Annotated in this window: 24 protein-coding genes, 2 tRNA genes and 1 riboswitch; of the genes, 18 read left to right on the top strand and 8 right to left on the bottom strand. The window is 68.1% G+C overall.

The features are described from left to right. Positions 1-59 precede the first annotated feature (59 nt). Positions 60-1,097, top strand: a complete 1,038-nt coding sequence (locus G7043_RS02460) for a 3-isopropylmalate dehydrogenase (protein WP_166043400.1) — start codon at positions 60-62, stop codon at positions 1,095-1,097. A 65-nt stretch (positions 1,098-1,162) separates the two neighbouring features. On the opposite strand, the gene G7043_RS02455 is transcribed toward G7043_RS02460, so the two are convergent. Further along, entirely contained in the window at positions 1,163-1,582 is a 420-nt protein-coding gene (locus tag G7043_RS02455) for a YciI family protein (RefSeq protein WP_166043398.1), read from the bottom strand. A 225-nt stretch (positions 1,583-1,807) separates the two neighbouring features. Here G7043_RS02455 and G7043_RS02450 point away from each other — a divergent pair, with 225 nt between their 5' ends. The 10 genes from G7043_RS02450 (at position 1,808) to G7043_RS02405 (ending at position 11,060) form a co-directional block, all read left to right on the top strand. After that, on the top strand, positions 1,808-2,191 hold the full coding sequence (locus G7043_RS02450) for an SseB family protein (protein ID WP_166043396.1): 384 nt from the start codon (positions 1,808-1,810) through the stop codon (positions 2,189-2,191). Continuing rightward, on the top strand, positions 2,188-2,703 hold the full coding sequence (locus G7043_RS02445; protein ID WP_166043394.1) for a hypothetical protein: 516 nt from the start codon (positions 2,188-2,190) through the stop codon (positions 2,701-2,703). The genes G7043_RS02450 and G7043_RS02445 overlap by 4 nt, the downstream gene beginning before the upstream one ends. Then, entirely contained in the window at positions 2,700-4,103 is a 1,404-nt protein-coding gene (locus G7043_RS02440) for a putative T7SS-secreted protein (protein WP_166043392.1), read from the top strand. Before G7043_RS02445 ends, G7043_RS02440 begins: the two co-directional genes overlap by 4 nt. A gap of 170 nt (positions 4,104-4,273) precedes the next feature. Then, positions 4,274-4,780 carry a hypothetical protein gene (locus G7043_RS02435; protein ID WP_166043390.1) on the top strand — a complete coding sequence of 169 codons (507 nt, stop codon included), beginning with the start codon at positions 4,274-4,276 and terminating at the stop codon, positions 4,778-4,780. Next, positions 4,777-4,905: riboswitch (cobalamin riboswitch) on the top strand. (Overlaps the previous gene by 4 nt.) Positions 4,906-4,943: 38 nt before the next feature. After that, a complete protein-coding gene (locus tag G7043_RS02430) occupies positions 4,944-5,966 on the top strand; it encodes a FecCD family ABC transporter permease (protein ID WP_313887671.1) in 1,023 nt (340 codons plus the stop codon). Further along, positions 5,966-6,706, top strand: coding sequence for an ABC transporter ATP-binding protein (locus G7043_RS02425; protein ID WP_166043388.1), 741 nt, complete (start codon positions 5,966-5,968; stop codon positions 6,704-6,706). The genes G7043_RS02430 and G7043_RS02425 overlap by 1 nt, the downstream gene beginning before the upstream one ends. Continuing rightward, positions 6,703-7,686 (top strand): ABC transporter substrate-binding protein, encoded by a 984-nt coding sequence (locus tag G7043_RS02420; protein ID WP_166043385.1) that lies wholly within the window; start codon positions 6,703-6,705, stop codon positions 7,684-7,686. The genes G7043_RS02425 and G7043_RS02420 overlap by 4 nt, the downstream gene beginning before the upstream one ends. Positions 7,687-7,903: 217 nt before the next feature. Beyond that, positions 7,904-9,493, top strand: coding sequence for a citramalate synthase (gene cimA, locus G7043_RS02415; RefSeq protein ID WP_242641824.1), 1,590 nt, complete (start codon positions 7,904-7,906; stop codon positions 9,491-9,493). 81 nt (positions 9,494-9,574) lie between these two features. Then, positions 9,575-10,333 carry a fumarylacetoacetate hydrolase family protein gene (locus tag G7043_RS02410; protein WP_166043381.1) on the top strand — a complete coding sequence of 253 codons (759 nt, stop codon included), beginning with the start codon at positions 9,575-9,577 and terminating at the stop codon, positions 10,331-10,333. Positions 10,334-10,400: 67 nt separating this feature from the next. Continuing rightward, complete coding sequence (locus G7043_RS02405) at positions 10,401-11,060, top strand: response regulator transcription factor (protein WP_166043379.1); 660 nt, start codon at positions 10,401-10,403, stop codon at positions 11,058-11,060. A 6-nt stretch (positions 11,061-11,066) separates the two neighbouring features. Here the strand turns inward: G7043_RS02405 and G7043_RS02400 are convergent, their stop codons facing one another. Then, positions 11,067-12,323 (bottom strand): FAD-dependent oxidoreductase, encoded by a 1,257-nt coding sequence (locus tag G7043_RS02400; RefSeq protein WP_166043377.1) that lies wholly within the window; start codon positions 12,321-12,323, stop codon positions 11,067-11,069. 381 nt (positions 12,324-12,704) lie between these two features. Here G7043_RS02400 and G7043_RS02395 point away from each other — a divergent pair, with 381 nt between their 5' ends. The 3 genes from G7043_RS02395 (at position 12,705) to G7043_RS02385 (ending at position 13,873) form a co-directional block, all read left to right on the top strand. Then, positions 12,705-13,442, top strand: coding sequence for an HAD family hydrolase (locus G7043_RS02395; protein ID WP_313887670.1), 738 nt, complete (start codon positions 12,705-12,707; stop codon positions 13,440-13,442). Between the two features lie 150 nt (positions 13,443-13,592). Further along, a tRNA-Gln gene (locus G7043_RS02390) sits at positions 13,593-13,664 on the top strand. A gap of 136 nt (positions 13,665-13,800) precedes the next feature. After that, positions 13,801-13,873 (top strand) — tRNA-Glu (locus G7043_RS02385). A 414-nt stretch (positions 13,874-14,287) separates the two neighbouring features. Here the strand turns inward: G7043_RS02385 and G7043_RS02380 are convergent. Next, positions 14,288-14,989 carry an IclR family transcriptional regulator gene (locus G7043_RS02380; protein WP_166043375.1) on the bottom strand — a complete coding sequence of 234 codons (702 nt, stop codon included), beginning with the start codon at positions 14,987-14,989 and terminating at the stop codon, positions 14,288-14,290. 73 nt (positions 14,990-15,062) lie between these two features. On the opposite strand from G7043_RS02380, the gene leuC reads away from it, so the two are divergent. The 3 genes from leuC (at position 15,063) to G7043_RS02365 (ending at position 17,911) form a co-directional block, all read left to right on the top strand. Further along, positions 15,063-16,469 (top strand): 3-isopropylmalate dehydratase large subunit, encoded by a 1,407-nt coding sequence (gene leuC, locus G7043_RS02375; protein ID WP_166043373.1) that lies wholly within the window; start codon positions 15,063-15,065, stop codon positions 16,467-16,469. Positions 16,470-16,471: 2 nt separating this feature from the next. Continuing rightward, positions 16,472-17,074: a 3-isopropylmalate dehydratase small subunit gene (gene leuD, locus G7043_RS02370; RefSeq protein ID WP_166043371.1), complete on the top strand. Its 603-nt coding sequence runs from the start codon at positions 16,472-16,474 to the stop codon at positions 17,072-17,074. A gap of 186 nt (positions 17,075-17,260) precedes the next feature. Continuing rightward, complete coding sequence (locus G7043_RS02365; protein ID WP_166043369.1) at positions 17,261-17,911, top strand: HU family DNA-binding protein; 651 nt, start codon at positions 17,261-17,263, stop codon at positions 17,909-17,911. Between the two features lie 894 nt (positions 17,912-18,805). On the opposite strand, the gene G7043_RS02360 is transcribed toward G7043_RS02365, so the two are convergent. After that, complete coding sequence (locus G7043_RS02360) at positions 18,806-19,723, bottom strand: NUDIX hydrolase (RefSeq protein WP_313887752.1); 918 nt, start codon at positions 19,721-19,723, stop codon at positions 18,806-18,808. Continuing rightward, positions 19,723-22,002 (bottom strand): RNA degradosome polyphosphate kinase, encoded by a 2,280-nt coding sequence (locus G7043_RS02355; protein WP_166043365.1) that lies wholly within the window; start codon positions 22,000-22,002, stop codon positions 19,723-19,725. Before G7043_RS02355 ends, G7043_RS02360 begins: the two co-directional genes overlap by 1 nt. A 313-nt stretch (positions 22,003-22,315) precedes the next feature. Here G7043_RS02355 and G7043_RS02345 point away from each other — a divergent pair, with 313 nt between their 5' ends. Further along, positions 22,316-23,848, top strand: a complete 1,533-nt coding sequence (locus G7043_RS02345) for a hypothetical protein (RefSeq protein ID WP_166043360.1) — start codon at positions 22,316-22,318, stop codon at positions 23,846-23,848. Here the strand turns inward: G7043_RS02345 and G7043_RS02340 are convergent. From G7043_RS02340 to cofC, 3 genes are all read right to left on the bottom strand, one after another. Further along, positions 23,770-24,951 (bottom strand): acyltransferase family protein, encoded by a 1,182-nt coding sequence (locus G7043_RS02340; RefSeq protein ID WP_166043356.1) that lies wholly within the window; start codon positions 24,949-24,951, stop codon positions 23,770-23,772. The two genes, G7043_RS02345 and G7043_RS02340, sit on opposite strands and share 79 nt — an antisense overlap. A gap of 162 nt (positions 24,952-25,113) precedes the next feature. Further along, the gene (locus G7043_RS02335; RefSeq protein WP_166043353.1) at positions 25,114-26,088 is read right to left on the bottom strand and encodes a hypothetical protein; all 975 of its coding nucleotides are present in this window, start codon (positions 26,086-26,088) and stop codon (positions 25,114-25,116) included. Between the two features lie 53 nt (positions 26,089-26,141). Further along, the gene (cofC, locus tag G7043_RS02330) at positions 26,142-26,765 is read right to left on the bottom strand and encodes a 2-phospho-L-lactate guanylyltransferase (RefSeq protein ID WP_313887669.1); all 624 of its coding nucleotides are present in this window, start codon (positions 26,763-26,765) and stop codon (positions 26,142-26,144) included. Positions 26,766-26,918 lie beyond the last annotated feature (153 nt).

The raw sequence follows: 26,918 nt of genomic DNA, 5'->3' as shown, positions 1-26,918 counted from the left end.
CCTTTCGCGAAGGAAAGTAGTCCCACTAATTGGGGACGGAACACCTGGGAGGTGTGTGGATGCGGCTCGCAGTGATCCCAGGAGACGGGATCGGGCCCGAGGTCATCGCTGAGGCCCTGAAGGTCCTCAACGAGGTCGTTCCGGCGGCCGAGATCACTCGCTACGACCTCGGCGCGGCGCGCTGGCACGCCACGGGAGAGTTGTTGCCCGAGTCGGTGCTGGGAGAGCTTCGCCAGCACGACGCGATCCTGCTCGGCGCGGTGGGCGACCCGTCGGTGCCGAGCGGAATCCTGGAGCGCGGTTTGCTGCTGCGCCTCCGGTTCGAGCTCGACCACCACGTGAACCTCCGCCCCGCCCGTCTCTACCCCGGAGTCCGCAGCCCGCTCGCGGACCCGCCGGAGATCGACATGGTGGTGGTCCGCGAGGGCACCGAGGGCCCGTACGCGGGCAACGGTGGTCTGCTGCGCAAGGACACCCCGCACGAGATCGCGACCGAGGTCTCGCTCAACACGTCGTTCGGCGTGGAGCGCGTCGTCCGCGACGCCTTCGCCCGCGCGTCGAACCGTCCGCGTCGCCACCTGACGCTGGTGCACAAGACGAACGTCCTCACGCACGCCGGCTCGTTGTGGTCGCGCGTGGTCGAGGAGGTCTCGCTGCAGCACCCGGACGTCACCGTGGCGTACCAGCACGTCGACGCGGCGACGATCCACCTGGTCACCGACCCCGGCCGCTACGACGTGATCGTGACGGACAACCTGTTCGGTGACATCCTGACCGACCTCGCCGCCGCCGTCACGGGTGGCATCGGCCTGGCCGCGTCGGGAAACATGGACGTGACGAGGCGCAACCCGTCGATGTTCGAGCCGGTGCACGGCTCGGCACCGGACATCGCGGGCCAGGGCATCGCGGACCCGACCGCGGCCGTGCTGTCCGTGGCGCTGCTGCTCGACCACCTGGGCGAGCACGAGGCGGCGCGCCGGATCGAGGCCTCCGTGGCGTTCGACCTGGCGACGCGCGACCACCAGTCGCCGGGCGCGACCTACGCGATCGGTGACCGGCTCGCGGCGCTCGTGTCGTCGAACGTGCGCACGGGCTGAGTTCTCAGACGTTTTGAAGCCCCGGCCGGGATGTTCCGGCCGGGGCTTCGGCGTTCTCCGCTCGGTCAGAGCTGGCCGTTGGCCTCACGCCACGCGCGCTCCTTCTGGATCCACTCGTTGTCCTGCGGGAACTCGTCGATCGTGGGCACCCGGCGGATCTCGGTCTTGAAGCCGGGGCCGGTCATCGGGGCGCGCTTGGCCCACTCGATCGCCTCTTCCTTCGACGCGACGTTGATGATGTAGAAGCCGTTGAACAGCTCCTTGGTCTCGCCGTACGGGCCGTCCGTCACGACCGGCGGCTCGGTGGAGTAGTCGACGACGACACCCTCGGACGGGTCGGCCAGACCCTCCGCGGCCAGCAGCACACCGGCGCGGATCATCTCCTCGTTGAAGCGGCCGACCGTCTCCAGCATCTTGTCGAAGTCGAACTCGCCCATGTTCGCGAAGGCCTCGTCGGTGGCGCGCCAGATCATCATGAACTTCACGGTGTGTCTCCCTCGTGTCTCGTCGGCCCTCGGGGCCTTGGCATCCACAGGTCGAACGGACTCGGCGCCGGATCGACACGAGCCTCGAACTTTTTTCAAAGTTCCTGTTTGTCCAGTTCAGATGGTGACGCCGACCTCAGTTGTCCAACTGGGCCAACACGGACTGTGAGCCGCCGGTAACGTACGGCGCTGCCGATCTGGGGGGATTGGTGAAACGGGAGAGGCATGCACAACGAAAACGAGGCGGTCGCGCACGCACGGCGCTACCGCGAAGGCGGGGGAGACCCGGAAGCGTTCGTGAGGGCGTTCCGGGAGAGCACGGTCTACCTGCAGCGGATCGATCCGCTGTCCCTGCCGGTCGTCACGATCGAGGGACTGAACTGGCTGGCCGCGTTCTCCAGTCCCGAACTGCTGCAACGGCATCTCGCCGCCAGAGGCGAGAGCACGGAGGCCGACTACCTCGCGGTCACCGGGGAGAGGTTGCTCGACCACTACCTGCCCGCGTTGCCGAGGCCCACCGGTGTCGTGTTCGACAACGGGGCCGAGCACATGATGAGCCTGCCGCCGGTGCGCGGCATCGTCTCCGACGAGCTGGCGGTGGACGCGTGACCGGGTTCGGCGTCGACCTCGGCGCCATGGGGCAGGCGATCAAGGGCATCAACGACACGGTCGCCGCGCTGAAGGAGATCGCGCCGGACGGTGGCCATCTCGCGTCCACCACGTCCACGTTCGGGATCCTCTGCCCGGACCAGGACGAGTGCGGTGACGAGGTGCTCGCCGACGCGTTGGAGGAGTTCTTCGAACGGTGGCGGTGGGGGCTGCGGCACCTGGTGAAGGAAGGCACGGAGATGGTGTCCGCGCTGACCGACACCAAGAGCGTGTACGAGAAGGCGGAGGACAAGGCCAAGGAGGCGTTCCAGCTCCTGCTCGGAAACCCGCACTCCCACACCGACCCGACCAAGCAGTCGTGGGAGGACCTGGGCAAGTCCGGCCTGAACCAGAGCACGGCCGGCGAGCAGTGGGACCACGTCACCAAAGGCTTCGAGAACGCGTGGGACTCGTCCGTCAACGACCTCACCGGCACCGAGACCTCGTTCAAGAAGGCCGGTGATCGGTCGTGAGCTTCTTCGGACGCAGCGAGCTCGGTGACACCGACAACCCCAAGGAGCTCGTACCCGGCGACGTCGCGACCCTCGAAGAGACGGCGAACGGGTTGCGCAAGCTCTCGGTCGCCTGCCAGGAGGCGTACGCCGGAGTGTCCAAACTGGACGTCGGCCACTGGACGGGAGAGGCGGCCGAGAAGTTCGGCGGCTACTTCTCCAAGGAGACGCCGAAGTGGCGCGACGCCGCGGAGGCGTTCGGGCCGGCGGTGGACGCGCTCACGACCTACAAGGGCGCGGTCGAACGCGCCCAGCAGGACGCCGCCGAGGCGATCCGCCTCTACAACGAGTCGAAGGCGGAGACGGAGGCGGCGGAAAAGCAGTACGACGCCGCGTCGTCGCAGCACGAGAAGGCCGCGCTGGACGCCGTGTTCAACGGTGACGCCGCACCGGCCCCGCTCGCGCCGTTCAGCGATCCCGGCAAGGCCAAGCGGGAACAGGCCGAGCGGATCCTCGCCGACGCGCGCAAGGCGTTGAAGGACGCGGGCGCACAGGCCGCGTCGGTGATCGACAAGGCGAAGGACAAGGCGCCCGCGGAACCGGGCTTCCTCTCCAAGTTCGCCGCCACGCTCGAGGACACGTTCGAGAAGACCTCCGAGCAGATGGAGAAGTTCGGCGACGGCCTGGGCAGGTCTGTGACCAGCCTGGTGCAGCTGGTCCGGGCGGGAAACCCGCTCGACCCGTACAACATGATGCACCCCGGCGAGTACGCGGCGAACATGATGAAGCAGGCCGCCGGCATGGTGCACATGGTCACGCACCCCACCGAGGCCGTCAAAGGCATCCTCAACTTCGAGGAGTGGAAGAAGGACCCGTTCGGCGCGGCGGGCCAGCTGGTGGGCGACATCGCCATCGCCATCGCGACCGACGGCGCCGGCCTGGCCGGCACGGCGGAGAAGGCGATCGCCCGTGAGGCGATGGAAGCGACCGCGCGCGAGGCGACCGAGCAGGCGGCCACCCAGCTCGGCAAGCACGTCGACGACGGCCTGCCGCCGTGGCACCGCGCCGACTACGAGCCGCCTTCGCACACCCCGGACTTCGACAACCCGCACCCCGACGAGCCGTTCGGTCCACAGAAGACAGACCCGGACGACCTCCCGTCGCACGACCGGGAACCCGAGCAGCGCGAGCCCGACCCGCCTGCCGAGGAACCGAAGCGCGAGCCGGACGAACAGCCCAAGGTCAGGGAGCCCGAAGACCTGCCGCAACCCGCTCGCGGCGAGTACTTCCAGCTGCAGGCCTCGGTCGCCCGGATGCAGGACGTGCTGCCGAGCCTGCCTCAACACGAACAACAAGCGATGCAGCGCGCGATGAACGAACAGCGGCAGATGATGCGCGACATCATGGCCAAGCACGCCTGACGCCCGGCGATCTCCAGGAGCCTGCACCTATGCACCCGCAACAACCGCCGATGCGTCCCCAACACCCGACGCGTCCGCCGCACCGCCAACTGCCGCCACCGCCACCGCCACAACCGCCGCGCGCGATGAGGCCACCTGCCCCACCGGCACCACCCTCGCGACCCGCGCCGGTGGAGGAGCTGCCGGAGTGGACGAAGGACGGAGAGTTCCCGGCTGTCTCGCGCGACCTCCCGCTTTACGGCAAGGATCCGGCGTCGGGCAAGGAGCAGCTCTGGGTCGGCCGCGTCGTGTGGCAGGCGCGGACCATGAAAGAGATCACAATGGCCGTCTACGGCCCGTTCGGCCGCAAGATGGCCACGGGGGAGTCCGTGTTCGACGCCCTGCTCAAGATCCGCGGCCAGCTCGAGGACCCCGAGCAGCACAACCCGCCGTGGAAGGTGCTGGTCAAGGGCTCCCGGCGGGACGTGTGGCACGTCGGGCACAAGGTGTCCATCTTCCCCGGTGACCGGGCCGAGGTCCTCGTGCCCGGCGAGAAGGCGACCGAGTCCGTCGACGTGCTCGCGATGCTGGAACCGCACGACACCCCGAAGTTCGGCCTCGTCGAGCACCAGATGGCGAACTGCATGGAGTACTTCCGGCGCTTCGAACCGGACTTCGGCGCGGGAGGCGCCCTGTAGAACGTGGGTTAGAGTGCAGACGTCGTGCACGGGGGAAGTCCGGTCGAAGTCCGGCGCTGACCCGCAACGGTAGGTCCCATCCCGGTGGGACGAGCCCGAATACCCGCACACGGCCACAGAGATTTTTCTCCGACTCCTGCCGTGGACTGCGGGAAGGGACCTTGTGATCGCGAAGATCAGCGCGCTCGTCGGCGTGCTCGCCGTCAGCATCGTCGCGGGCGTGGCGCTCGGCCCCGTCTCCGTTCCGTTCGGCGTCACCCTCGACTTGCTGTGGGCGGCCCTGACCGGCGGCACCGTGCCAGCCGACCTCGCCGGTCAGTACCACATCGTCTGGGACATCCGGCTTCCCCGCGTCCTGCTCGCGGCGGTGGTGGGCGCCGGGCTCAGCACGGTCGGCGTGGCCATCCAGGCGATGGTCCGCAACGCGCTGGCGGACCCCTATGTGCTCGGCATCTCGTCCGGTGCGAGCGTCGGCGCCACGGCCGTCGCGACGCTGGGGGTGTTGTCCGGCCTGGGCGTCTACGCGTTGTCGGTCGGTGCCTTCCTCACCGGCCTCGGCGCCACCGCGCTGGTCTACCTCACCGCGCGCACGAGCCGAGGGCTCACACCGTTGCGGCTCGTGCTGACCGGAACCGCGCTGGCGTACGGGTTCTCCGCCGTGGCGATGCTGCTGGTGTTCCAGGCACCGCGCGGTGACGCGGCGCGCGCGGCCATGTTCTGGTTGCTCGGAAGTCTCGGCGGGGCGAACTGGCAGTCGTTGCCCGTCGCCACCGTCGTGACCGCGCTCGGGATCGTCTACCTGCTGGCCAAGGCGCGGCCGTTGAACGCGCTGGCGATGGGGGACGAGACCGCGACCACGCTCGGCGTCGAGGTCAACCGGTTCCGCACGCACCTGTTCGTCGTCACCGCCGGCATCACCGGTGTGCTGGTGGCGGTCAGCGGCGCGGTGGGTTTCGTCGGGCTGATGCTGCCGCACCTCACCCGCATGGTCGTGGGCGCGGACCATCGCAAGGTGCTGCCGCTCGCACCCCTCGCCGGAGCTTCGTTCCTGGTGTGGGTAGACGTCGCCGCCCGCATGCTCGCGGCGCCGGAAGAGCTGCCGCTCGGCGTCATCACGGCCGCGATCGGCGTGCCGTGCTTCATCTTCCTCATGCGCCGCAGGGCCTACGTGTTCGGAGGACGCTGATGCGGGTCGAGGCGGACGGGCTCACCGTCCAGGGCATCATCACCGACATCACGCTGGCGGCCTGCGACGAGGTCGTCGGCATCGTCGGCCCGAACGGCAGCGGCAAGTCGACGACGCTGCGCTGCGTCTACCGCGCCATGAAGCCGGACGCCGGAGCCGTGCTGATCGACGGCGTGAACGTCCACAAGAGACAGCAGCTGGCGCGTGACCTCGCCGCGCTCACCCAGGAGTCGCAGGTCGAGTTCGACTTCACGGTGGCCGAGGTCGTGGAGATGGGCCGCCTGCCACACGAACGCGACTCGGCTCGCGACCGTCGGATCGTTGGCGACGCACTGGCCACAGTGGACCTGTCGGGTCTGGCCTCGCGCAGCTTCCTGAGTTTGTCAGGCGGCGAACGCCAGCGCGTGCTGATCGCCCGCGCCATCGCCCAGGAACCGCGCGTGCTCGTGCTGGACGAGCCGACCAACCACCTCGACATCCGTCACCAGCTCGACGTGCTGGCCCTCGCCCGCGGGCTGGGCGTCACCGTGCTGACCGTCCTGCACGACCTGAACCTGGCCGCGTCCTACTGCGACAGGTTGTACGTGCTCGACGAAGGCCGCCTCGTCGCGTCCGGCACCCCGGAAGAGGTCCTGGTCCCCGAGCTGATCGCCAAGGTTTTCCACGTCACGGCGCACGTCGTCCGACACCCCACCACGGGAGTTCCCCAGCTCCTGTTCGACCAGGAGGTCACCCCTTGAGAACCGCCGCTCTGTGCGCCGCCGCCGCGCTCCTCGTTTCCGGCTGCGGCGCCACGGTCGCGCAGGAGACCTCGAAGTCCGACCCGGTGACCATCACGAACTGCGGTCAGCAGGTCACGTTCGACAAGGTGCCGTCCAAAGTGGTCACCAACGACACCGGCATCACCGAGTTGATGTTCGCGCTGGGCCTCGAGGACCGCATGGCCGGGTACGTGGTGGACGGCAACAACACCGTCGACCTCCAGACCTCGCCGTGGAAGGCGGACTTCGACAGCACGCGCAAGCTCGCCGACAAGATCTCCAAGGAGGTCGTGCAGGGCGCCAACGCCGACCTCGTGTTCGCCGGCTGGAACTACGGGTTCAGCGAGAGCACCGGGTTCACGCCCGATGCCTTGAAACAGCTGGGGATCGGCACCTACCAGCTCACCGAGGCGTGCCGCAACGGCGTCGGCAAGCAGCGCGGCATCATGCCCGCGCTGGACGCGCTCTACACGGACCTGCGCAACCTCGGGAAGATCTTCCGCGTCGACGCCAAGGCCGAGGAGCTGATCAGCGGCTACCAGAAGCAGATCGAGGACGCGGGCAAGCTGATGGCCGGCAAGCCGCGGCCGAAGGTGTTCCTCTACGACAGCGGCCAGGACCAGCCGTTCACCTCCGGCAAGAACGCGGCGCCGCAGGACGTGATCAGCAAGGCAGGCGGGGACAACATCTTCGGCGACCTCAACGACAGCTGGACCACGGTCAACTGGGAGACGGTCGTGGAGCGCGGCCCGGACGTCGTGCTCATCGTGGACTACGCCGACGGCGAGGCGAACACGCCCGCGCAGAAGCAGGCGTTCCTGGAGGGGTTCGCGCCCCTGGCCAACTCACCGGCGATCAAGAACAAGCGGTTCTACGCGCTGCCGTACGCGGCACTGGTCGAGGGGCCGCGCAACCCGGCGTCGGTCGAGGCGTTCGCGAAGTACCTGTCCCAGGCGTGACTGTCACAAGCGTGAATGGGTGACCAGATAGTGGGAGATTTCCTCCCGTCGCTTGGTACGTCGTGCTGAGCTGTGGCAGCATCCCGGTCATGGCTCAGCACATCGCCACGATTATTGACGAGCGCGTCGGGTAGTTGCCGCCCCTGGCACCCGACGCGCAGACCTCTCGCATCCCGCGGGGGGTCTTTTTGTTTGTCCGGATGAGGAGATGACCCCGATGGCCGGCCCGACCGACGACTTCCACGTCTACGACACGACGTTGCGCGATGGCGCACAACGTGAGGGCATTTCGTACTCCGTCACGGACAAGCTCGCGGTCGCGCGCCTGCTGGACGGGCTGGGCGTCGGGTTCATCGAGGGCGGCTGGCCCGGCGCGATGCCGAAGGACACGGAGTTCTTCGCACGGGCGGCGGCCGGTGACCTGGATCTCAAGCACGCCAAGCTGGTCGCGTTCGGCGCCACCCGCAAGGCCGGGGTCAAGGTCGAGGAAGACCCGCAGGTCAAGGCACTTCTGGACGCCCAGGCGCCGGTCGTCACGCTGGTGGCGAAGTCGGACCTCAGGCACATCGAACGCGCATTGCGGACGGACGCCGACGAGAACCTCAGGATGGTGCGCGACACCGTGAGGTTCCTCAAGGATCACGGAAGGCGCGTCTTCCTCGACGCCGAGCACTTCTTCGACGGGTATGCGTTCTCACCGGACACCAGCCTGCGCGTGCTGGAGTCCGCTGTGGAGGGTGGCGCGGACGTCGTTGTGCTGTGCGACACCAACGGCGGGCAGCTGCCGTTGGGTCTCGCCGAGACGGTCGCGGAGGTCATCGAGAAGACCGGTTTCCGCGTGGGAATCCACTGCCAGGACGACACGTCCTGTGCCGTGGCGAACACCCTCGCGGCCGTTCAGGCGGGCGCGACGCACGTTCAGTGCACCGCCAATGGTTATGGCGAGCGAGCAGGCAACGCGGACCTGTTCGCCGTCGTGGGAAACCTCGTGACCAAGTTCGGCATGGACGTGCTCCCGATCGGGGCACTGGCCGAGCTCACCCGTGTCTCCCATGCGTTGGCCGAGATCGCGAACATCGCACCCGACACCCACCAGGCTTATGTCGGGTCGTCAGCATTCGCTCACAAGGCGGGTCTGCACGCGAGCGCGATCAAGGTGGATCCGGAGCTGTACAACCACATCGATCCGGACATCGTCGGCAACGACATGCGGGTGCTGGTCACCGAGATGGCCGGTCGGGCGAGCATCGAACTCAAGGGACGTGAGTTCGGGCTCGACCTGACCGGCCGGTCAGCCGAGGTCGGGAGCGCTCTCAAGCGGGTGAAGGAACTCGAGGCGAAGGGCTGGTCGTTCGAGGCCGCCGACGCGTCGATGGAACTGCTCCTGCGTGGCGAGCTGTCCCAACTGGACACTCCTCCGTTCACGCTGGAGTCCTACCGGGTGGTGCTGGACCACCGCTCGGACGGCGAGATCGTGTCCGAGGCCACGGTCAAGGTGCACGTGGCGGGGGAGCGAGTCATCGCGACCGCCGAGGGCAACGGTCCCGTGCACGCTCTGGACGCGGCCCTGCGCAAGGCGTTGCTGCCGCACCTGTCCTGGTTGGACACCGTGGAGTTGGCCGACTACAAGGTGCGCATCCTCACCGAGCACCCCGGCACGGACGCCGTGACGCGCGTACTGGTGGAGTCGACCGACGGCGAACGCGAGTGGACCACTGTGGGTGTGCACGGAAACATCGTCGAGGCCTCCTGGCTCGCGCTGTGCGACGCACTGGTCCACAAGGCGATGCGTGCGGGACACGTCTAGAGAGGTATACGTACACATCGCGCGAAGCGCTCACCTCCAGGCGCACGGCCCCGCTGGTCCGGTTACTCGTAAACTGGCACTGTGCGAATCGCTCGGATAGCTCACCCGCAAGGCGTAGCTTTTGTCGCTGTTCACGGCGAAGAGGCTGCGGAGATCGCCGAACACCCCTTCGGCACGCCCACGTTCACCGGCCGGAAGTGGCCGTTGGCCGACGTCAGGTTGCTGGCGCCGATCCTGCCGACCAAGATCATCGGCATCGGCCGCAACTACGCGGACCACGCCGCCGAGCTCGGCAACGAGGTCCCCGCGGAGCCGTTGGTCTTTCTCAAGCCCAACACCTCGGTGATCGGCCCGAACGTCGAGATCAAGATCCCGCCGGCGTCCGAGCGCGTCGACTTCGAGGGCGAACTGGCCGTCATCATCGGCCAGCCGTGCCGCGACGTGCCCAAGGCGAAAGCTGCCGGCGTTGTCATGGGTTACACCATCGCCAACGATGTCACTGCGCGCGACCTGCAGAAGAAGGACGTGCAGTTCACGCGTGCCAAGGGTTTTGACACGTTCTGTCCGATGGGTCCGTTCATCGAAACGGAGTTCGACCCCTCGGATGTCCGCGTTGTCACGGAAGTTGACGGGGAAGTCAAGCAAGACGGACGTACTTCGTTGATGGTGCACGACATTCCGTCGCTCATCGAGTACGTCTCGGCCGTCATGACGCTGCTTCCCGGCGACGTGATCCTCACCGGGACGCCGGCGGGCGTGGGGCCGATGAGGGCCGGACAGACGGTCTCCGTGACTGTGGACGGCCTCGGCACGCTCACCAATCCGGTCGCAAATAGGTAGCCGTACGGAGCAATCCGGCGCTCGGCAGGTTACGCACTCGGGTACCCGCTAGTAACTTCCCGGTGTCATGACGGACCTGGCGTCCACCCGTGTGTTGCTCGTCGACGGATCGCAGCTCATCACCGAAGGGCTGCGGATCTCGCTGCATCGCACACATTGCTTCCGCGTTGTGGGCATCGCCCACACCGTGGCCGATGCTGCGCGCGTGCTGCGCGGCGTCCAGGTGGACCTGGTCGTCACCGACTTCGACGTGCCGGGCGCCGGTCCGCTGCGCACCGTGCGGGACACGGCGCAGTTCCGGCCGACCGCCCGGGTCGTCGTGCTGTCCAATGCGGACAGTCCGAGCTGGGCCCGCGCCGCGCTGGACGCCGGCGCCGTCGCCTACCTGCTGAAAACCTCACCCGTGGCCGAGCTGCTGCCGCTGATCGCGGCCGCCGTGCGGGGTGCTCCCGCCGCGATCGACGCACGGGTGGGGTCGTTGGCTCGGCTACCGGCGCGGATGCCTCCGCCCGCCTCGCTCGGCAGGCTGTCGGCACGCGAGTTCGACGTGCTGGCCGAGATGGCGAAGGGGATGGACAACGCTCGGATCGCCCAGCGGCTCTTCATCAGCAACGACACCGTGAAGACCCACGTGAAGGCGATCCTGCGCAAGCTGGGCGCTCGTGACCGCGCCCACGCCGTGGCGATGGTGCTCGGCGAGTCATCCGAGGTTCTCGCCGCGACGTGAGGGCTGTTACGACCTCGCGATGGTCTGCGGCGCCCTGCGTGCGAAGTCGGGCGCGTGCTCCGGGCGTGGCCCGATCGCGATCACGTAGGCGGGCACCGCCTGCAGGAACGGCAGCTTCTGCGCGATCTTGAGCATGACCGGCGTGCCCGAGCTGGAGACCGTCTCGGTGCTGTTGAGCTTGCGGCCGAGGAACAGCCGGTGGATCACCCGCTGGAACGTCTGGATCACCACGGTCGGGAACAGCCTGCGCCCGCGCACCTTCGCGAGCGTCGCGCTCGTGACCCTGCCCTCCCGCAACGGCCGCGCGAGCAGTCTGGCCGTGGCGACCGCGTCCTGCACGGCCAGGTTGATGCCCACGCCGCCCACGGGTGACATCGCGTGCGCCGCGTCACCGATGCACAGCAGTCCGTCGACGTGCCAGCGCCGCAACCGGTCCAGCTTCACGTCGAGCAGCTTCGCGTCGTCGAGGCTCTTGACGTGGTCCACCCGGTCCGCGAGCCACGGGATGAGCGTGACGACGCGTTCCCGGAACTTCTCGACGCCCTCGGCGCGCAGCTTCTGGTCCGTTCCCTTCCGGATCAGGAAGGCGCACTGGAAGTACTCGCCGCGTGGAATGAGCACCATCGCGCTGCCCGCGCTGAACCGGCCGGCGCCGCCCTTGACCGGGTCGCTCTCGTTGCGCGGCAAGCGGAACCACCACACGTCCATCGGCGCGCCGAAGCGGTAGACCGGAAGTTCCACGGCGTCGCGCAGGATCGAACCGCGCCCGTCCGCCGCGACGACGAGGTCCGCGGCGATCTCGCCCTCGTGCCCGTCGACGCGGTCGCGGTACCGCACGCCCGTGACCCTGCTGCCGCTCTTGGTGATCCCGGTGACCTCGGTGTTCATCCGCAACGTGAACGTCGGCTCCAGCTTGCCCGCGTCCGCCAGCAGGTCCAGGAAGTCCCACTGCGGCACCATCGCGATGCGCTTGTTCGCACCAGGAAGCCGCTTCAGGTCGGCGATCGTGGCCTTGGCGCCGCCGTCGAGCAGCGCCTCGATCTTGTCGACGTCCTGGTGCGGCACCTGCTCGAACGCGGGCCCCAGCCCCAGCTCGTCCATCAGCGTCAGCGTCGACGCGTGCACCGTGTCGCCGCGGAAGTCGCGCAGGAAGTCGCCGTGCTTCTCCAGCACCGTGACCTCGACGCCACCGCGGGCCAGCAGCAGCCCCAGCACCATTCCCGCAGGTCCGCCTCCGACGACGAGGCAGGTCGTCCTCTCCATGTCGATCCTCTCATTTCAACCGCTGTTGAATAAACTCAGCATGCTCCTGATCGCCGTTTGCGTCAAGCCGAGTTCCGTGTGGCGCGGCTCTCTCGCCACCAAAGTCCTCTGTGGACGGTCTGGGAAACCAGGCCGCAAAACGATTGCGGCCGGTGCACGATCTCGTTGCGCGAGCTAGGGTGTCGCGCTCGCGGAACCCGCCCGTTCGGGCAGTGACGGTCAAGTGGCCGAACAACACTCGACCGGGCGATTGCAATCGGCGCCCGGACGAGCGTCACTGGTTCGTTCGGGGCCTCAAGGTCCGCTTGATCGTGCAAGGACCTATAGGAATCACCTCGTTAGCCGAATCGGACGAGGGCCCCTCGCACCTAACCTTCCGGGGTGACAACTGCGTCCCCGACTTTCACGCGTAAGAGAACCGGCGAGATCCGCGCTGTGTGCCTGGACGTCGACGACACACTTGTCGACTACAGCACTTCTTCGCGCGCCGCGCTGGCATCGATGGTCGGTAGCGCCGACGCCTGGTCGTTGTGGCAGCGAATCACCGACGACCACGTGACCCGCCAGCTCGCCGGTGAACTCCAGTACGAGTCGATGCGCAACATCCGCACGCAGGCCTTCTTCGCCGCCCTGGGCGAGGAGCTGACGCTGGAGGAGGCCACCCGTCGCGAGCTGGCCCGCCAGGAAGTCCTCTCGGCCGGCTGGTGCCTGTTCCCCGACGTGATCCCGATGCTCGACTGGCTGCGCGCCACGGGCCTCCCGATCGCCGCGATCAGCAACGCCTCCGGTCGCCACCAGCGCGTGAAGATCGCCCAGCTGGGCCTCTCGTCGTACTTCGACGCCGTGTTGATCGCCGGCGAGGTCGGCTGCGCCAAGCCGGACCGCGTGATCTTTCACACCGCCAGCCTCGCCCTGGGGGTCCCGCCGGGCGACATCGTCCACGTGGGAGACCGCCTGCACGCCGACGCGATCGGTGCGCGCGACGCCGGGATGCACGGCGTCTGGATCAACCGGACGGGTCCGACCGGCGGCACGCTGCCCGCCGGGCTGTCCTCGATCACGTCGCTGGCGGAACTGCCCGAGCTCCTCGTGTGCGAGCTGTCGGCGGCCACCGCCTGAGATTGCCTCTGAGACCGGCCTCTACCTGCGTGTTTGCCTGCGGGTGGGGGCCGATTTCACTTCTGGTGGGGGCGTGGTCTAGTATTTCTCACGGCAGCAACGAGGGCCTCGGAACTCCAGGAGAGAACCGAAGTCGATCGTGAAAGCCAATGGGGTATGGTGTAATTGGCAGCACGACTGATTCTGGTTCAGTTAGTCTAGGTTCGAGTCCTGGTACCCCAGCTGCTGAGAAGCAAAACCGAGTGATAAGCTCGGGAGAGTTTCGAAGCAAGGCAAGACCGCAAGAAAATGAACTGAATAGCCGGATTTGGACCGGACAGATTGATCTGATAAGGTTCAAACCAGCAAGAAGTTCTAGGGCCCCGTCGTCTAGCGGCCTAGGACGCCGCCCTCTCAAGGCGGTAGCGAGGGTTCGAATCCCTTCGGGGCTACAGAGGTGGGAGAGGCCTGTCAGCGGAAAGCGCTGACAGGCCTCTTTCGCATTGTCCTCTGGGGGCCGAGCCCCCAGACCCCCAGCCGGCGGGGCTTCGCCCCCCGGACCCCCCGTAGGTTTCCCATCGGGGAGCGGGAGGGGCGTCGCTTTGCTCGCCGAAAGTGGCAAGGGCTTCGCCTGCCTATAGAGAGAATTCTTGGCGCCGTTTGTTGAATGGGCTTCTGGGCGGTCTGGGGCTCGTTGGCTGGCTGGGTGGAACGGTCTTGGTTGCGGCTTTTGGCGGATGCTGAGGCGGTGCGGGGTGAGATGTGTCGAAACCGCGTGTCGTGAGGTATGCCACGGCGTGTCGTAGCGCCTGGACGGCTGTGGCCGCCCTCCCGAGGGGAGAACGGCCACAGTCGGCGTTGGTGCTTTAGAGGCGGCTTTGGAGGGCTTCGGCTGCGGCCAGCAGGTCGGCGGCCCAGCGGGCGCCCGGACGGCGGCCCATGCGGTCAATCGGGCCGGAGACGGACACGGCGGCCACCACCGCGCCGGAGGAGTCCCGCACCGGGGCTGAGACCGAGGCCACGCCTGGCTCCCGTTCAGCCACGCTTTGCGCCCAGCCGCGGCGGCGGACTTCCAGGAGCGTGCGTTCGCCGTAGACGGCGTCAGCCAGCACGGCGCGTTGGGTGCCGGGATCCGCCCAGGCGGCCAGGACCTTGGCACCCGAGCCGGCCGTCATGGGGAGCCTGGCGCCGATGGGAACCGTGTCGCGCAAGCCGGAAGGCGGCTCCGCGGAGGAGACGCAGACGCGCTGCATGCCGTCACGGCGGTACAACTGCACGCTCTCGCCGGTGATGTCGCGCAGGCGCGGCAGCACCGAGGAAGCCGCGTCCAGCAACGGGTCCGTCGCGCCGCCCGCCAGTTCGGCGAGTGCCGCGCCAGGACGCCAGCGGCCGTCGGAGCCCCTGCGCAGCAACCGGTGCACCTCCAGGCCCACGGCCAGGCGGTGCGCGGTCGCTCGTGGAAGGCCGGTGCGATTGCACAACTCGGCCAAGCCACACGGATCTTTTGCCACGGCGTTCAACACGGCCACTGCCTTGTCCAGCACGCCGATCCCGCTATGCTGTCCCACAAGCCGATACTAACTTCCCAGACAGTGAGAAGTCCAGATCCGTCGGCGCGTCCATGATGTGGGAGATGTCGCAATGAGCCGCACGCTCGCGGAGAAGGTGTGGGAGGCACACGTTGTGCGCCACGGCAGTGGTGCGGAGCCGGACCTGCTTTACATCGACCTCCATTTGCTCCACGAAGTCACCAGCCCCCAGGCGTTCGACGGGCTGCGCCTTGCCAACCGCAAGCTGCGCAGGGCCGATCTGACGATCGCCACCGAGGACCACAACGTCCCGACCGTCGACATCGACAAGCCGATCGCGGACCTCGTGTCGCGCACGCAGGTCGAGACGCTTCGCCGCAACTGCGCGGAGTTCGGCGTGCGCCTGCATCCGATGGGGGACGCGGAGCAGGGCATCGTCCACGTGGTGGGCCCGCAGCTCGGCCTCACGCAGCCCGGCATGACCGTTGTGTGCGGTGACAGTCACACGTCCACGCACGGCGCGTTCGGCGCGCTGGCGTTCGGCATCGGCACGTCCGAGGTCGAACACGTGATGGCGACGCAGACGTTGCCGTTGCGTCCGTTCAAGACGATGGCGATCACCGTCGACGGCGAGCTCGGTCCCGGCGTCACGGCGAAGGACATCATCCTCGCGGTCATCGCGAAGATCGGAACCGGTGGCGGACAGGGCTATGTGCTCGAGTACCGCGGCCGTGCGATCGAGAACCTCTCGATGGAAGCGCGCATGACGGTGTGCAACATGTCGATCGAAGCGGGCGCGCGCGCCGGCATGATCGCACCGGACGAGACGACTTTCGACTACATCTCGGGTCGTCCGCACGCACCGTCCGGCGCGGACTGGGACGCGGCCGTCGCGTACTGGAAGACGCTGCGCACCGACGACGACGCGACTTTCGACGCCGAGGTCCACATCGACGCGAGCGAGCTCACTCCGTTCGTCACGTGGGGTACGAACCCGGGGCAGGGTCTGCCGCTGGGCGCGAGCATTCCCGACCCCGAGGCGATCGCGGACGAGAACGAGCGCGTGGCCGCGGAGAAGGCGCTGGCGTACATGGGCCTGGAACCCGGCACGCCGCTGCGCGACATCCACGTGGACACGGTGTTCCTCGGCTCCTGCACGAACGGGCGCATCGAGGACCTGCGGGCCGCCGCGGACGTCATCAAGGGGAAGCACGTCGCTTCAGGAGTACGGATGCTGGTCGTGCCCGGTTCGATGCGGGTGCGCAAACAGGCCGAGGAAGAGGGCCTGGACAAGGTGTTCCTCGACGCGGGCGCCGAGTGGCGGCAGGCCGGCTGCTCGATGTGCCTTGGCATGAACCCGGATCAGCTCGCGCCGGGTGAGCGCAGCGCCTCGACCTCCAACCGCAACTTCGAGGGCAGGCAGGGCAAGGGCGGGCGGACGCACCTCGTCTCGCCGCTCGTCGCCGCCGCCACGGCCGTGCGCGGCACCCTCTCGGCCCCCGCAGACCTGGAGAACTGACCATGGATGCCTTCACCACCCACACGGGCGTCGGTGTGCCGCTGCGCAGGTCCAACGTGGACACCGACCAGATCATCCCGGCCGTCTACCTCAAGCGCGTGACCCGCAGCGGGTTCGAGGACGGGCTCTTCGCCGCCTGGCGCTCCGACGAGCAGTTCATCCTCAACCAGGAGCCGTTCAAGGCGGGCAGCGTCCTCGTTGCGGGCCCTGACTTCGGCACCGGGTCCTCTCGGGAACACGCCGTCTGGGCGTTGATGGACTACGGCTTCCGGGTCGTCGTGTCGTCCCGCTTCGCCGACATCTTCCGGGGCAACTCGGGCAAGCAGGGGCTCGTGGCGGCGCAGTGCAGCCAGTCCGATGTCGAGCTGCTGTGGAAGTTGCTCGAGTCCGAGCCCGGCACGCCGGTCACCGTGGACCTCACCGACAAGACCGTTCGCGCCAAGGACTTGGTTGCCCCGTTCGAGATCGACGACTACACCCGCTGGCGCCTTCTGGAGGGCCTCGACGACATCGCTTTGACGCTCCGCCACGAGGCCGAGATCAGCGGATTCGAGGCCGATCGTCAGACTTGGTTGCCCACAACGGATCCGCTTCCGGCGGTCTGAGAGGGGGCCGGATTCTCCCCTCCAGAGGGGCGAATCCGGCGCCTCCTGTCCCTCGAAGGGGCGCAATTAGCCACGCCACAACGAAAAATCTGGCGTGGCGATTGGTATTTCTCGCGTTTTGGGCCTACCGTTGCGTTCTAGTCGGCCCGTCTCTTAGGGCCGTGAGCGTCCTGGGAGGGACTGACGGTGAATAAGGCCCAGCTCATCGAGGCGCTCGCCGAGCGCCTTGGAGACAAGAAGACCGCCGGCGCAGCTGTTGACGGCCTCGTGGACGTGATCGTCCGCAGCGTCAACAAGGGCGAGAAGGTCAACATCACGGGCTTCGGCGTCTTCGAGAAGCGCGCCCGTGCGGCTCGCACCGCGCGCAACCCGCGCACGGGCGAGACCGTGAAGGTCAAGAAGACCAACGTGCCCGCGTTCCGCCCCGGCTCGACGTTCAAGGACGTCATCAGCGGTGCGAAGAAGCTGCCGAAGGCCGTTGCCGCCAAGGCTGCTGCCAAGCCGGCTGCTGCCGCTGCGAAGCCCGCAGCTGCGACGAAGGCGCCTGCCACCAAGGCTGCGACGACCCGCGCGACCACCACGCGCACCCGCACGGCCGCGGCCGCCACCAAGGCGCCCACGACCCGTCGCACCACCACGGCCGCTGCGAAGCCCGCTGCTGCCAAGGCGCCCGCGAAGGCGACCGCCACCAAGGCCGCCGCCGCCAAGCCGGCTGCGAAGGCCCCCGCGGCCCGCAAGACCGCTGCCGCCAAGACGACGGCTGCGGCGAAGCCCGCCGCGAAGGCCACGGCTGCCAAGGCACCCGCGGCTCGCAAGACGGCTGCCAAGAAGAAGTGAGACGGGCCTCCTGAGGGAGGCTGCGTCACTTCAGAACCACGCGGAAGGCCCCGGTGTGCGCACACCGGGGCCTTCCGCGTGCCTGGGGAAGGGGTGTTCGCGCTGCTGGGGAGGGCGGCGCGGTCGTGGGGAAGGCGCTGGTGCGCCTGGGGAAGGCGACCGGCGCGGCCAGGTGGTGACGGCCGGCGCGCCTGCGGATGGCTGCGCGGCGGCCGGCGGGAGGCCGCGAGAGGGCCTGGGAAGGCGCTGACACGCCTGGGAAGCGGCCGGGACGGCCTGGGGAAGGTCATGGGGCGCAGGGGAGGCGTCGCACGCCTGGTGACCGCCGTCGTTCGATGCGTTCGATGATCCGTGGAGGGGCTCGGCGGAAGTCGCTGATATGCCTGGGAAAGCGGCAGTAGATCCGGCGAGAGGCCTCTGACCAGCCAAGACAAGACACTGCGCCGAGGTCGTCACGAAGGCCCTGGTGCCTCTGGAAAGTGGCCGGCACTGTCCGGGAAGGTCCAAGCAGCACAGGTGAGGCGCCGGCAACCATTCGCGGGTGCGCATGTGAGACAGAAGTCGCGTCCACGAATGTGAACCAGCGAACCCGCTCGGACAAACACCCGGCGCCACCCGAGAACCGTCCCGGCCGCATCACCCGCGCCGGGCGCCCGGAATTGCCGACCCCGGCCGAGATGTTTGGCACGGCGGTCTCAGGCACCCAATACGTATAACGCGCGAACACCCGAGACCGGCCCGCGGAACGCGCTGCCCGCCAATAGAAATAACGCCTCCACGCCTGCGAACACTTCCCTCGCAAGCGAAACCGCCGCCTCCTCGATCGACTTGGTTGCCAGAGGCGAACTTTCGTCGAACCGTGGAGACGGCGGCTGAAAACGTCTGCAGCGGGGCTCAGGGACGCGGTAGCGCCGAGGCCAGGTAGTGCGCCGACACCAGGGTTGGCCAGCGCGAAGGGGAGTCCGAAGTGGACCAGGTGCCGAACGGCCGGGTGAAGGCCAGCACCCACACACTGCCCTTCTTGCACGGGACCTCGTCGATCCGCAGCCCGCCCAGTTCGGCCAGCGTCTGCACCACCGACGGGATCACCCCGCCCTGCGAGGACACGACGGCGCGGCCCTCCTGGGCGGCGATCTCCAGCAGGCGCACCAGACCGGCGTCCGGGTCGGGCCAGTAGCCCTCCTCGGACAGCCGCGCCTCCTCGACCATCTCGACCGAGAGGTCCTCCGCCACGCCTCGCACGGTGTCCACGCAACGCACCCTGGGCGCCGAGTGGACGCGCGTGGGTGCCCACAGAGGCAACAACGACTGCAGCGCCTCCGCCTGCTTCCAGCCGGAGCCGGAGAGGGGGCGGAGGTCGTCATCGTCGTCCCACTCGGACCGCTTGCCCGCCTTCGCGTGCCGCACCAGCAACACCAGCAACAGGTCCGCGGGCAGCCGGCCGAACTCCGCCAGCACCTCGCGGTCCGGCGCGTAGGTCAGCAGAGCGGCGGCCTCGTCCACGGGCAGCCAGCGCAACGAGTCGACCTCGTCGTTGGCCACGAACGAACCCGAGACGGCCTCGGCGGCGAAGTAGTCGACGGTCTTGGCGTCCCCTCCGACCGCGTACGAGACCTGCCGCAGGAACCGTCCCAGCACGCACGAGTACCCGGTTTCCTCCAGGATCTCGCGCACCGCGCAGGCGGGGATCGTCTCGCCCCGATCCAGCTTTCCCTTCGGCAGGGACCAGTCGTCATAACGCAGGCGGTGCACCACCGCGATTTCGACGTCGCCGTCGGCCTCGCGCCAGAGCACCGCCCCAGCAGCTTTGATCACCCAAGAGCTCCGTGCCTGTGCAGCAGTTCCATCTGATGATCGCGGACCGACGAACCGTCGGACGGCGACGCTTCCCATTCTCCGTCGGCGCGCAGCACCCAGCAGCGCGTCTGCGGGTCGAGCGCGGAGGTGAAGACGTCCGCGAGTTGCGCGGCCAGGCGCGGGTTGATGACGCGCACGGCCACCTCGACGCGGCGGTCCAGGTTGCGGTGCATCATGTCCGCGCTGCCGATCCAGTACTCGTCGCAGCCGGCGAAGTGGAAGATCCGCGAGTGCTCCAGGAACCGGCCCAGGATCGACCGCACCCGGATGTTCTCCGACATGCCCTTCACCCCGGGCTTCAGACCGCAGATGCCGCGCACGACGACGTCGACGGGCACGCCCGCCTGTGATGCGCGGTACAGCGCGTCGATCACCTGCTCGTCGACGAGCGAGTTCACCTTGATGCGCACGCCGGAGACCTCGCCCGACTGGGCACGCTCGATCTCCAGGTTGATCCGGTCCACGATGCCCTTGCGGACGCCGTACGGCGCGACCAGCAGCGAGCGGTACTCGTCCTGACGCGCGTAGCCGGTCAGCACGTTGAAGAGGTCCGTGAGGTCCGCGCCGATCGTCGGCTCGGCCGTCAGGATGCCGACGTCCTCGTACAACCGCGCGGTCTTCGGGTTGTAGTTGCCGGTGCCGATGTGGCAGTAGCGGCGGATCGTCGAACCCTCCTGGCGCACGACCAACGAGGTCTTGCAGTGGGTCTTCAGGCCCACCAGGCCGTAGACGACGTGCACGCCCGCCTTTTCCAGCGCTCGCGCCCACTTGATGTTCGCCTGCTCGTCGAAGCGCGCCTTCAGCTCCACCAGCGCCACGACCTGCTTGCCCGCCTCGGCCGCGTCGATCAGCGCGTCCACGATGGGCGAGTCACCGGAAGTCCGGTACAGCGTCTGCTTGATGGCGAGCACGTGCGGGTCGGCGGCGGCCTGTTCGATGAAGCGCTGCACCGACGTGGAGAACGAGTCGTACGGGTGGTGGACCAGCACGTCACCCTCGCGCAGCGTCGCGAACACGCTCTTGGGCGTCTCGCGCTCACCGAACGCCGGGTGCGTGGCCGGCACGAACGCCGGGTCCTTCAACGTCTTGCGGTCGATGCCGTACAGCTGCCACAGGCACGACAGATCGAGCAGTCCCGGCACCGTGACGACGTCGTGCGGGTCGACGTCCATCTCCCGCAGCAGCAACTCGAGCATGTGCTCGGTCATGTCGTCGGCGACCTCGAGACGCACCGGCGGGCCGAACCGGCGCCGCGCGAGCTCTCGTTCCAGCGCCTGCAACAGGTCCTCGTCGCGGTCCTCCTCGACCTCGAGGTCCGCGTTGCGCGTCACCCGGAACGCGTGGCACTCGATGACCTCCATGCCGGTGAACAACTCGCCCAGGTGCGCGGCGATGAGTTCCTCCAGCGGCAGGAAGGTCGCCGAGGAAGACGAACGGTCCGCCTCCACGCGCACCAGCCGCGGCACGTTGTCCGGCACCTTCACGCGGGCGAACCGCTCGCCGCCACCCTCGGGGTCGCGCACGGTCACCGCGAGGTTCAGCGAGAGACCGGAGATGTACGGGAACGGGTGCGCCGGGTCGACCGCGAGTGGCGTGAGGACCGGGAAGACCTGCTCGCTGAAGTAGTTGGAGAGCCGCAACCGGTCGTAGTCCGTGAGGTCGCCCCACGTCACGATGCTGATCCGGTGCTCTTCCAGGCCGGGCCTGATGTGGTCGAGGAACGCGCGGGCGTGCTGCTCGACGAGTTCCTGCGAGCGCTTGGAGATCGCCACGAGCTGCTCGAGCGGCGTGAGCCCGTCCGCGCTGCGCACCGTGAGACCGGTCTCCGCGCGCCGCTTCAGGCCCGCGACCCGGACCATGTAGAACTCGTCCAGGTTCGAGGCGAAGATCGCGAGGAACTTCGCGCGCTCCAGCAGCGGCTGCGAGGAGTCCTCGGCCAGCGCGAGCACGCGGGAGTTGAAGTCCAACCAGGACAGTTCACGGTTGAAGTACCGGTCGTCCGGGAGGTCGGTGGGCAGGACGCTCGACGTCACCGCGGGCGGTGCCGAGGGCACACCGCGCAACGGAGCGGCCGCCGCGGCGCCTCGCTCGACCTTCGCTCGCGTCGTCGAAACTCGCCGGGTCGCCGCGCGAGGCTGCTTGCGCGGGGTTGCCGCCTCCGCCTTCACGTCCCGCGCGCGGCGTCGGGATGGGGTCGCCTTGCCGTCAGAGTTCTCCGTGCTCACGCCCCGCATTGTTCCGCACTATCGCCGCGAGCGCCCCCGCCGTGAACGTCTGACTGGTGAACTCCTCGTCACAGAACGGGCATGCGCAGGGCGGTGACCACTCCGTCAGGACTACGTTCGAGGGTCACTCGCTGACCCGGACGCAGCATCCGCCAACCACCCTCAGTGACCGCGGCCGCACTCACGTCGACAAGAACGCCGTCATCTCGAAGGACGGTCGCGGAACCGTCACTGTTAAACGTAGACACGGTTGCCTGCACGGAGCAGAACCCTAGCCGTTCGTCGGTACTCGTCTCATTCACCGCGCTGCCAGGGTCGATCCATGAAGGTTATAGCCACGATCACTGCGGCGACCCTGTTGGCCTTCACCACGGCAGGACTGGCTTCGGCAGCGGGTGCCGAACCCACGACTCCGAAGGTGGACAAACCACGACTGCAGGCGGCGGCCAAGAACGTTCGCCTGAAGGCATCTCTTCCCGGTACCGAACGGGCCATCTCGATCGCGTTCGCCCAGTACGGGCCTCGCGACGTGGCGTTCGTGAGCATGGAGACCGGGCTCAAGACGTTCGACGTCACCGATCTGGACCAGCCCAAGCTCCTCGACCACCTCACCAAGGAGGAGATGGCGCTGCCGGGCGACGACCCGACGAAGCGCTTCTGGGAGAACGAGGACATCAACGTCGACCCGTTGCGCAAGCTCGCGTTCCTGGCGCGCGAGGTCAACTCGTTCGGCCGCGCGCTTCCGGGTGACCGGCCGACCGGCAACTACATCGTGTCCGCTGTGGACCCGGCCGACCTCAAGATCCTGAGCTTCCACCGGCAGAACACCGGTCACACCAGCACCTGCATCAACGACTGTTCATACCTGTGGACGGCCGGGCTGGACAGGTCCGACGCCAAGACCGGGCGAATCTTCGTGACCGACATCCGCGATCCGAAGACCCCGAAAGAACTTCCGGTCTCGGTCGACGTCCGCGGCAAGGCGGGCGAAGGGAAGATCACGCACGACGTCCAGGTGGACGCCCACGGCATCGCGTGGGTCGCCGGCGACGACGGCACCCGCGGCTACTACACGCAGGGCTGGCACCGCGACCCGTTGAGCGGCAAGTACCGCGAGGCGAAGGCGTGGGACCCGGTCCCGTACGCGGGCGGCACCGTGCCGAAGGCCGACATGCCGACCTCGTTCACGCACAACTCGTTCCGCCCGGTCGGCCGCACGCTCGCCGACGGCCCGCAGCCCACGCGGGAGAACCCGGCCGGAAGCCTGCTGCTGCACACCGAGGAGGCGTTCGGTTCGCCCACCTGCAAGACCGAGGGCCGGTTCGTCATCTCCTCGCTGCAGGGCACGCACAACGGTGAGGGCTGGGGCGAGAAGCCCAAGGAGATGAAGACGGTCGGCATCTGGAGCCCGGACGACCAGGAGGGCACGATCCCCGGCAACGTCACGTGCTCCGCGCACTACTTCGACGTGCAGAAGAGGATCGTGGCCTACTCCTGGTACAACCAGGGCACCCGGTTCCTGGACATCTCGAACCCGGCCAAGCCGATCCAGATCGGGTACTGGCGACCGGACACCGCGACCTCGTGGGCGCCGTACTGGCACCGCGACACGGTTTTCGTCGCCGACATCTCGCGCGGCGTCGAGATCCTCCAGCTGGAGAAGGGCGCTTTCGACGCCCAGGCGAGCGGCACGCCCGTGACGCTCACCGCGCACCACGCGAAGGAACTGGCCAGGGAGAGCGACCGGGAACCCGTGCCGCTCGCCCCGAACCCGTTCTACGGCTGGGCCTGCCCGATGGTCGCGAACCGCGACGACTCGGACTGCGGCGTGGGAGCCTGCGGCGCACCCTGCTGAGTCGCCTGCTGCTGGGCGAGGGCTGCCTTGACCGCGGCCTGAGCGCGCTGGCGGGTGATCACGCGGCGACCGAGGTTGATCATCGGGATCTCCACGGTCACGTAGAGAACGCTCGCCAGCGCCAATCCCAGTGCCGTGACCAACACGGACTGTCCGAGACCCGACATTGCGGGCCAGAAGAACCAGAGGACCGTCGCGGCGATCGTCTGCACCAGGTAAAGCGAGTACGAGCGCTCACCGACGAACTGCATCGGCTTCGTGGACAGGAAAGTCGTGGCCGGTCCGGGCGCGATCAGAGCGGTGAGCAGCACGGCCGTCGCGAGGGCGTACACCGGAATGACCAGCACGTGACCAGGAATTCCGTTGATCCCGTCGACGAATCCGGCCATCGGCTTCACGCTCAGGTGCACGCCGATGAATCCGATTGAGACGATCACCTGCGCGACCGGATTCGTGAGCGGCCGCACCAGCGCGAATCCGCGCCGGCTGTGCAGCGCGACGGCGAGCAGAACACCGGTCAGGATCGAGAAGTAGTGCAGCGGCCAGCCGGGGTTGCTGTGCGACGTGGTGAAGTTGACGATCACGAGCGCGAGCAGCATGCCGAGGGCGGCGGCGCCGGCGCGGCGCTTGAGCACGACGGTGCCGAGCGCGATCGCCACCAACGGCCAGACCAGGTAGAACTTCTGCTCGATGCCCAGCGACCAGGACTGTCCGTACGGGCTGGCGCCGGCGAACTCGTTGGTGAACGTCAGGAAGTACTTGAGCGCCGGGCCGATCCCGTTGCTGACGAACGTGCCGAACAGCGCCGAGCCGACCGCTGTCACCAGCAGGATCACGAAGTAGACGGGCAGAATTCGGAACGCCCGCCGCAGGTAGAACTCCTTGAGCGAAATCTCGCCGGTGCGCCGCTCCTCGCGCAGCATCAGCGTGGTGATCAGGAATCCGCTGAGGACGAAGAACATCTGGACGCCGGCCCAGCCCTGCAGCCAATCAGGGCCTCCGTAGTGGAAGAACACCACCAGCACGGCGGCAATGGCGCGCAGGCCGTCAAGAGCGGGAAAGCGGCGCAACGCCAGGTAGTCGGCGTGCGTCAACAACTTCATGCAGGAACACCTCAGGGCAATGCGTCGGGGAAACGGCGCTGGGGGTTACGCCGTCAACATCGGAGATCATCGGGGGATGTCATCGGGGGATACGGACGTAAAGGTGCCGGGGTTCCCCGTCACGTTGCTCGAACCAACATTTTCGTGTTGTTCGTCACGGTGTTAACACCTGGGCAACGGCGAGAGTGAAGACAGCGGAGCGGACGAGGCGACGCGCCAGCCCTTCTGCGTCAGTGCTCCGCCGTGGACCTCCAGCCAGTAGGAGTCTTCGGTCGTGTGCATGGTCGCGCCGCTGCGCATGTCCGTCACGTACGAGGACTCCGACTGCCAGGACACGAAGTCGCCGCTGACCCGCGGGAACACGATGCCTTCCGCCTTGGGCGCGGCCTTGATCTCCGCGAGCTCGCGCGGCTCGGTCCAGTCCGCACGCCAGCCGCGCAACGCGTCACCCTGTGCCCACACCACGGTCCTGCCGTCCGACGCCACGCTCGCGTCGGGCTCGGCGTTCCGCAGCTGCTCCGGTAACGCGTCGACAGCGCGGAACCTCCCGTCCTGCCGCCAGATGACCGCGTCACCCAGGAAGGCCGGCGACGAACCTTGGCCGACGACCTTGTCCTTCTTCTTCACGAGGTCGTAGACGTGCACGCCCAGGCTGTCGGACCAGGCGGCCTTGCCGTTGTGGACCACGGCACCGGCGTCGCCGATCCGCACGGGCGCGCCGTCGTTGCGGGCGTCCCAGGCGTAGGTGGTCGTGGTGCGGTCGGACGGGCTGGGAGTCGTGGAGAACGTCACCCAGCGCCCGTCGAACTCGACGTCGAACAGCTGCGCGTCGTCCTGCACCGCCATGACCTGCTGACGTTTCTTGCTGTCGCGCAGCACCAGTTCGGTGGTTCTGTTGCGTGTGGTCTTCACCAGTGTCGTGTCGCCGTTCTCGTTGGCGCCGACCACGGTGACCTGCTCGTGCGAGCCCGCTTCCGTTCTGTCGCGGGACAGCTGGTCCTTCCACTCCTGGGGCAGCTCCACGCGGCACGAGGTCAGCTTGCTCGGCGCGGTGTAGTCGGACGGCCGGTCAATAGGTACAACGGCGACACAGCCCGCGATGGCCGTGATCGCCGCCAGCGCGATGAGCGCTCGCATCAGTCTCCCAAGTCGTGATCACCCCAGTGACCCGGAAGACGCGCGGGGACTGCTCAGGTTGTCCAGGCGGGCAAGGCGTTCGCGGTGTGCACGCCGAGGCCCAGCGTGAGAGCGAGCCGCAAATCTTCTTCCGTGTCCACGTCACAGCGCAGCGACGGCCACGGTCCGAACAGCGCGACCGCGCCGGAGATCCGGTGGTGCCCGGCGGACCCGACGCCGAACCTCGGGTCGAGCTCTCCGCCGGGTGCCGCGAGGAGCAACGTCGTGCCGGTGCCCTGGCGGTCCGGGACGAACGCGCGCCGACCGGCCGCGGTTTCGAGCGCGGCCTGGAGCTCGCCGGGCTTGAGCGCCGGCAGGTCGGCTTGGAGCGCGCCGATGCGGGGCGACCGCAAAGTCTGCGCGCCGTGCAACAACGCCTCGTTGAGCCCGGGCACCGGTGGCTCCGGAAGCGAATCGACGCCCAACGCGGCCATTTCGGACGCCACCGCCGGGTCCGATGTGATGGTCACCACGCGGCGGACGCCGGGAGTGGCCAGAGCGGCGCTCACCGTGTCCATGGCGAGCGCGAGCGCCAGTGCCGCGTGCGACACCGGATCTCCGCCTGTCGCGCTGGTCAGCCTGGTCTTGGCCCGGTCGAGCGTTTTGACCGGAACCACTAGGTCAACTTCATCCCGCACCTCGCCATAGTCCACGATCTGACGACCAGTCGGTCGACCACTAACCCTCATCGTTCGATTTCGCCGTTCAGACGGGTGCATCGTCGTGGGGGGCCCCCCCCCCCCCCCAGGTCGGGGGGGGGGGGGGGGGGGGGCGGGGCCGGGGGGCGGCGG

Origin of the sequence: Lentzea alba, assembly GCF_011067745.1 — a bacterium.
Taxonomy (GTDB): domain Bacteria; phylum Actinomycetota; class Actinomycetes; order Mycobacteriales; family Pseudonocardiaceae; genus Lentzea; species Lentzea alba.
The sequence above is the reverse complement of the archived record's forward strand: the minus strand, read 5'-3'. Positions and strand labels throughout refer to the sequence as shown.

Coding starts and splice junctions, on each gene's coding strand:
- G7043_RS02460 (WP_166043400.1), top strand. CDS start 60: ATGCGGCTCGCAGTGATCCCAGGAGACGGGATCGGGCCCGAGGTCATC.
- G7043_RS02450 (WP_166043396.1), top strand. CDS start 1,808: ATGCACAACGAAAACGAGGCGGTCGCGCACGCACGGCGCTACCGCGAA.
- G7043_RS02425 (WP_166043388.1), top strand. CDS start 5,966: ATGCGGGTCGAGGCGGACGGGCTCACCGTCCAGGGCATCATCACCGAC.
- cimA (WP_242641824.1), top strand. CDS start 7,904: ATGGCCGGCCCGACCGACGACTTCCACGTCTACGACACGACGTTGCGC.
- G7043_RS02405 (WP_166043379.1), top strand. CDS start 10,401: ATGACGGACCTGGCGTCCACCCGTGTGTTGCTCGTCGACGGATCGCAG.
- G7043_RS02400 (WP_166043377.1), bottom strand. CDS start 12,323: ATGGAGAGGACGACCTGCCTCGTCGTCGGAGGCGGACCTGCGGGAATG.
- leuC (WP_166043373.1), top strand. CDS start 15,063: ATGAGCCGCACGCTCGCGGAGAAGGTGTGGGAGGCACACGTTGTGCGC.
- leuD (WP_166043371.1), top strand. CDS start 16,472: ATGGATGCCTTCACCACCCACACGGGCGTCGGTGTGCCGCTGCGCAGG.
- G7043_RS02355 (WP_166043365.1), bottom strand. CDS start 22,002: ATGCGGGGCGTGAGCACGGAGAACTCTGACGGCAAGGCGACCCCATCC.
- G7043_RS02345 (WP_166043360.1), top strand. CDS start 22,316: ATGAAGGTTATAGCCACGATCACTGCGGCGACCCTGTTGGCCTTCACC.
- G7043_RS02340 (WP_166043356.1), bottom strand. CDS start 24,951: ATGAAGTTGTTGACGCACGCCGACTACCTGGCGTTGCGCCGCTTTCCC.
- G7043_RS02335 (WP_166043353.1), bottom strand. CDS start 26,088: ATGCGAGCGCTCATCGCGCTGGCGGCGATCACGGCCATCGCGGGCTGT.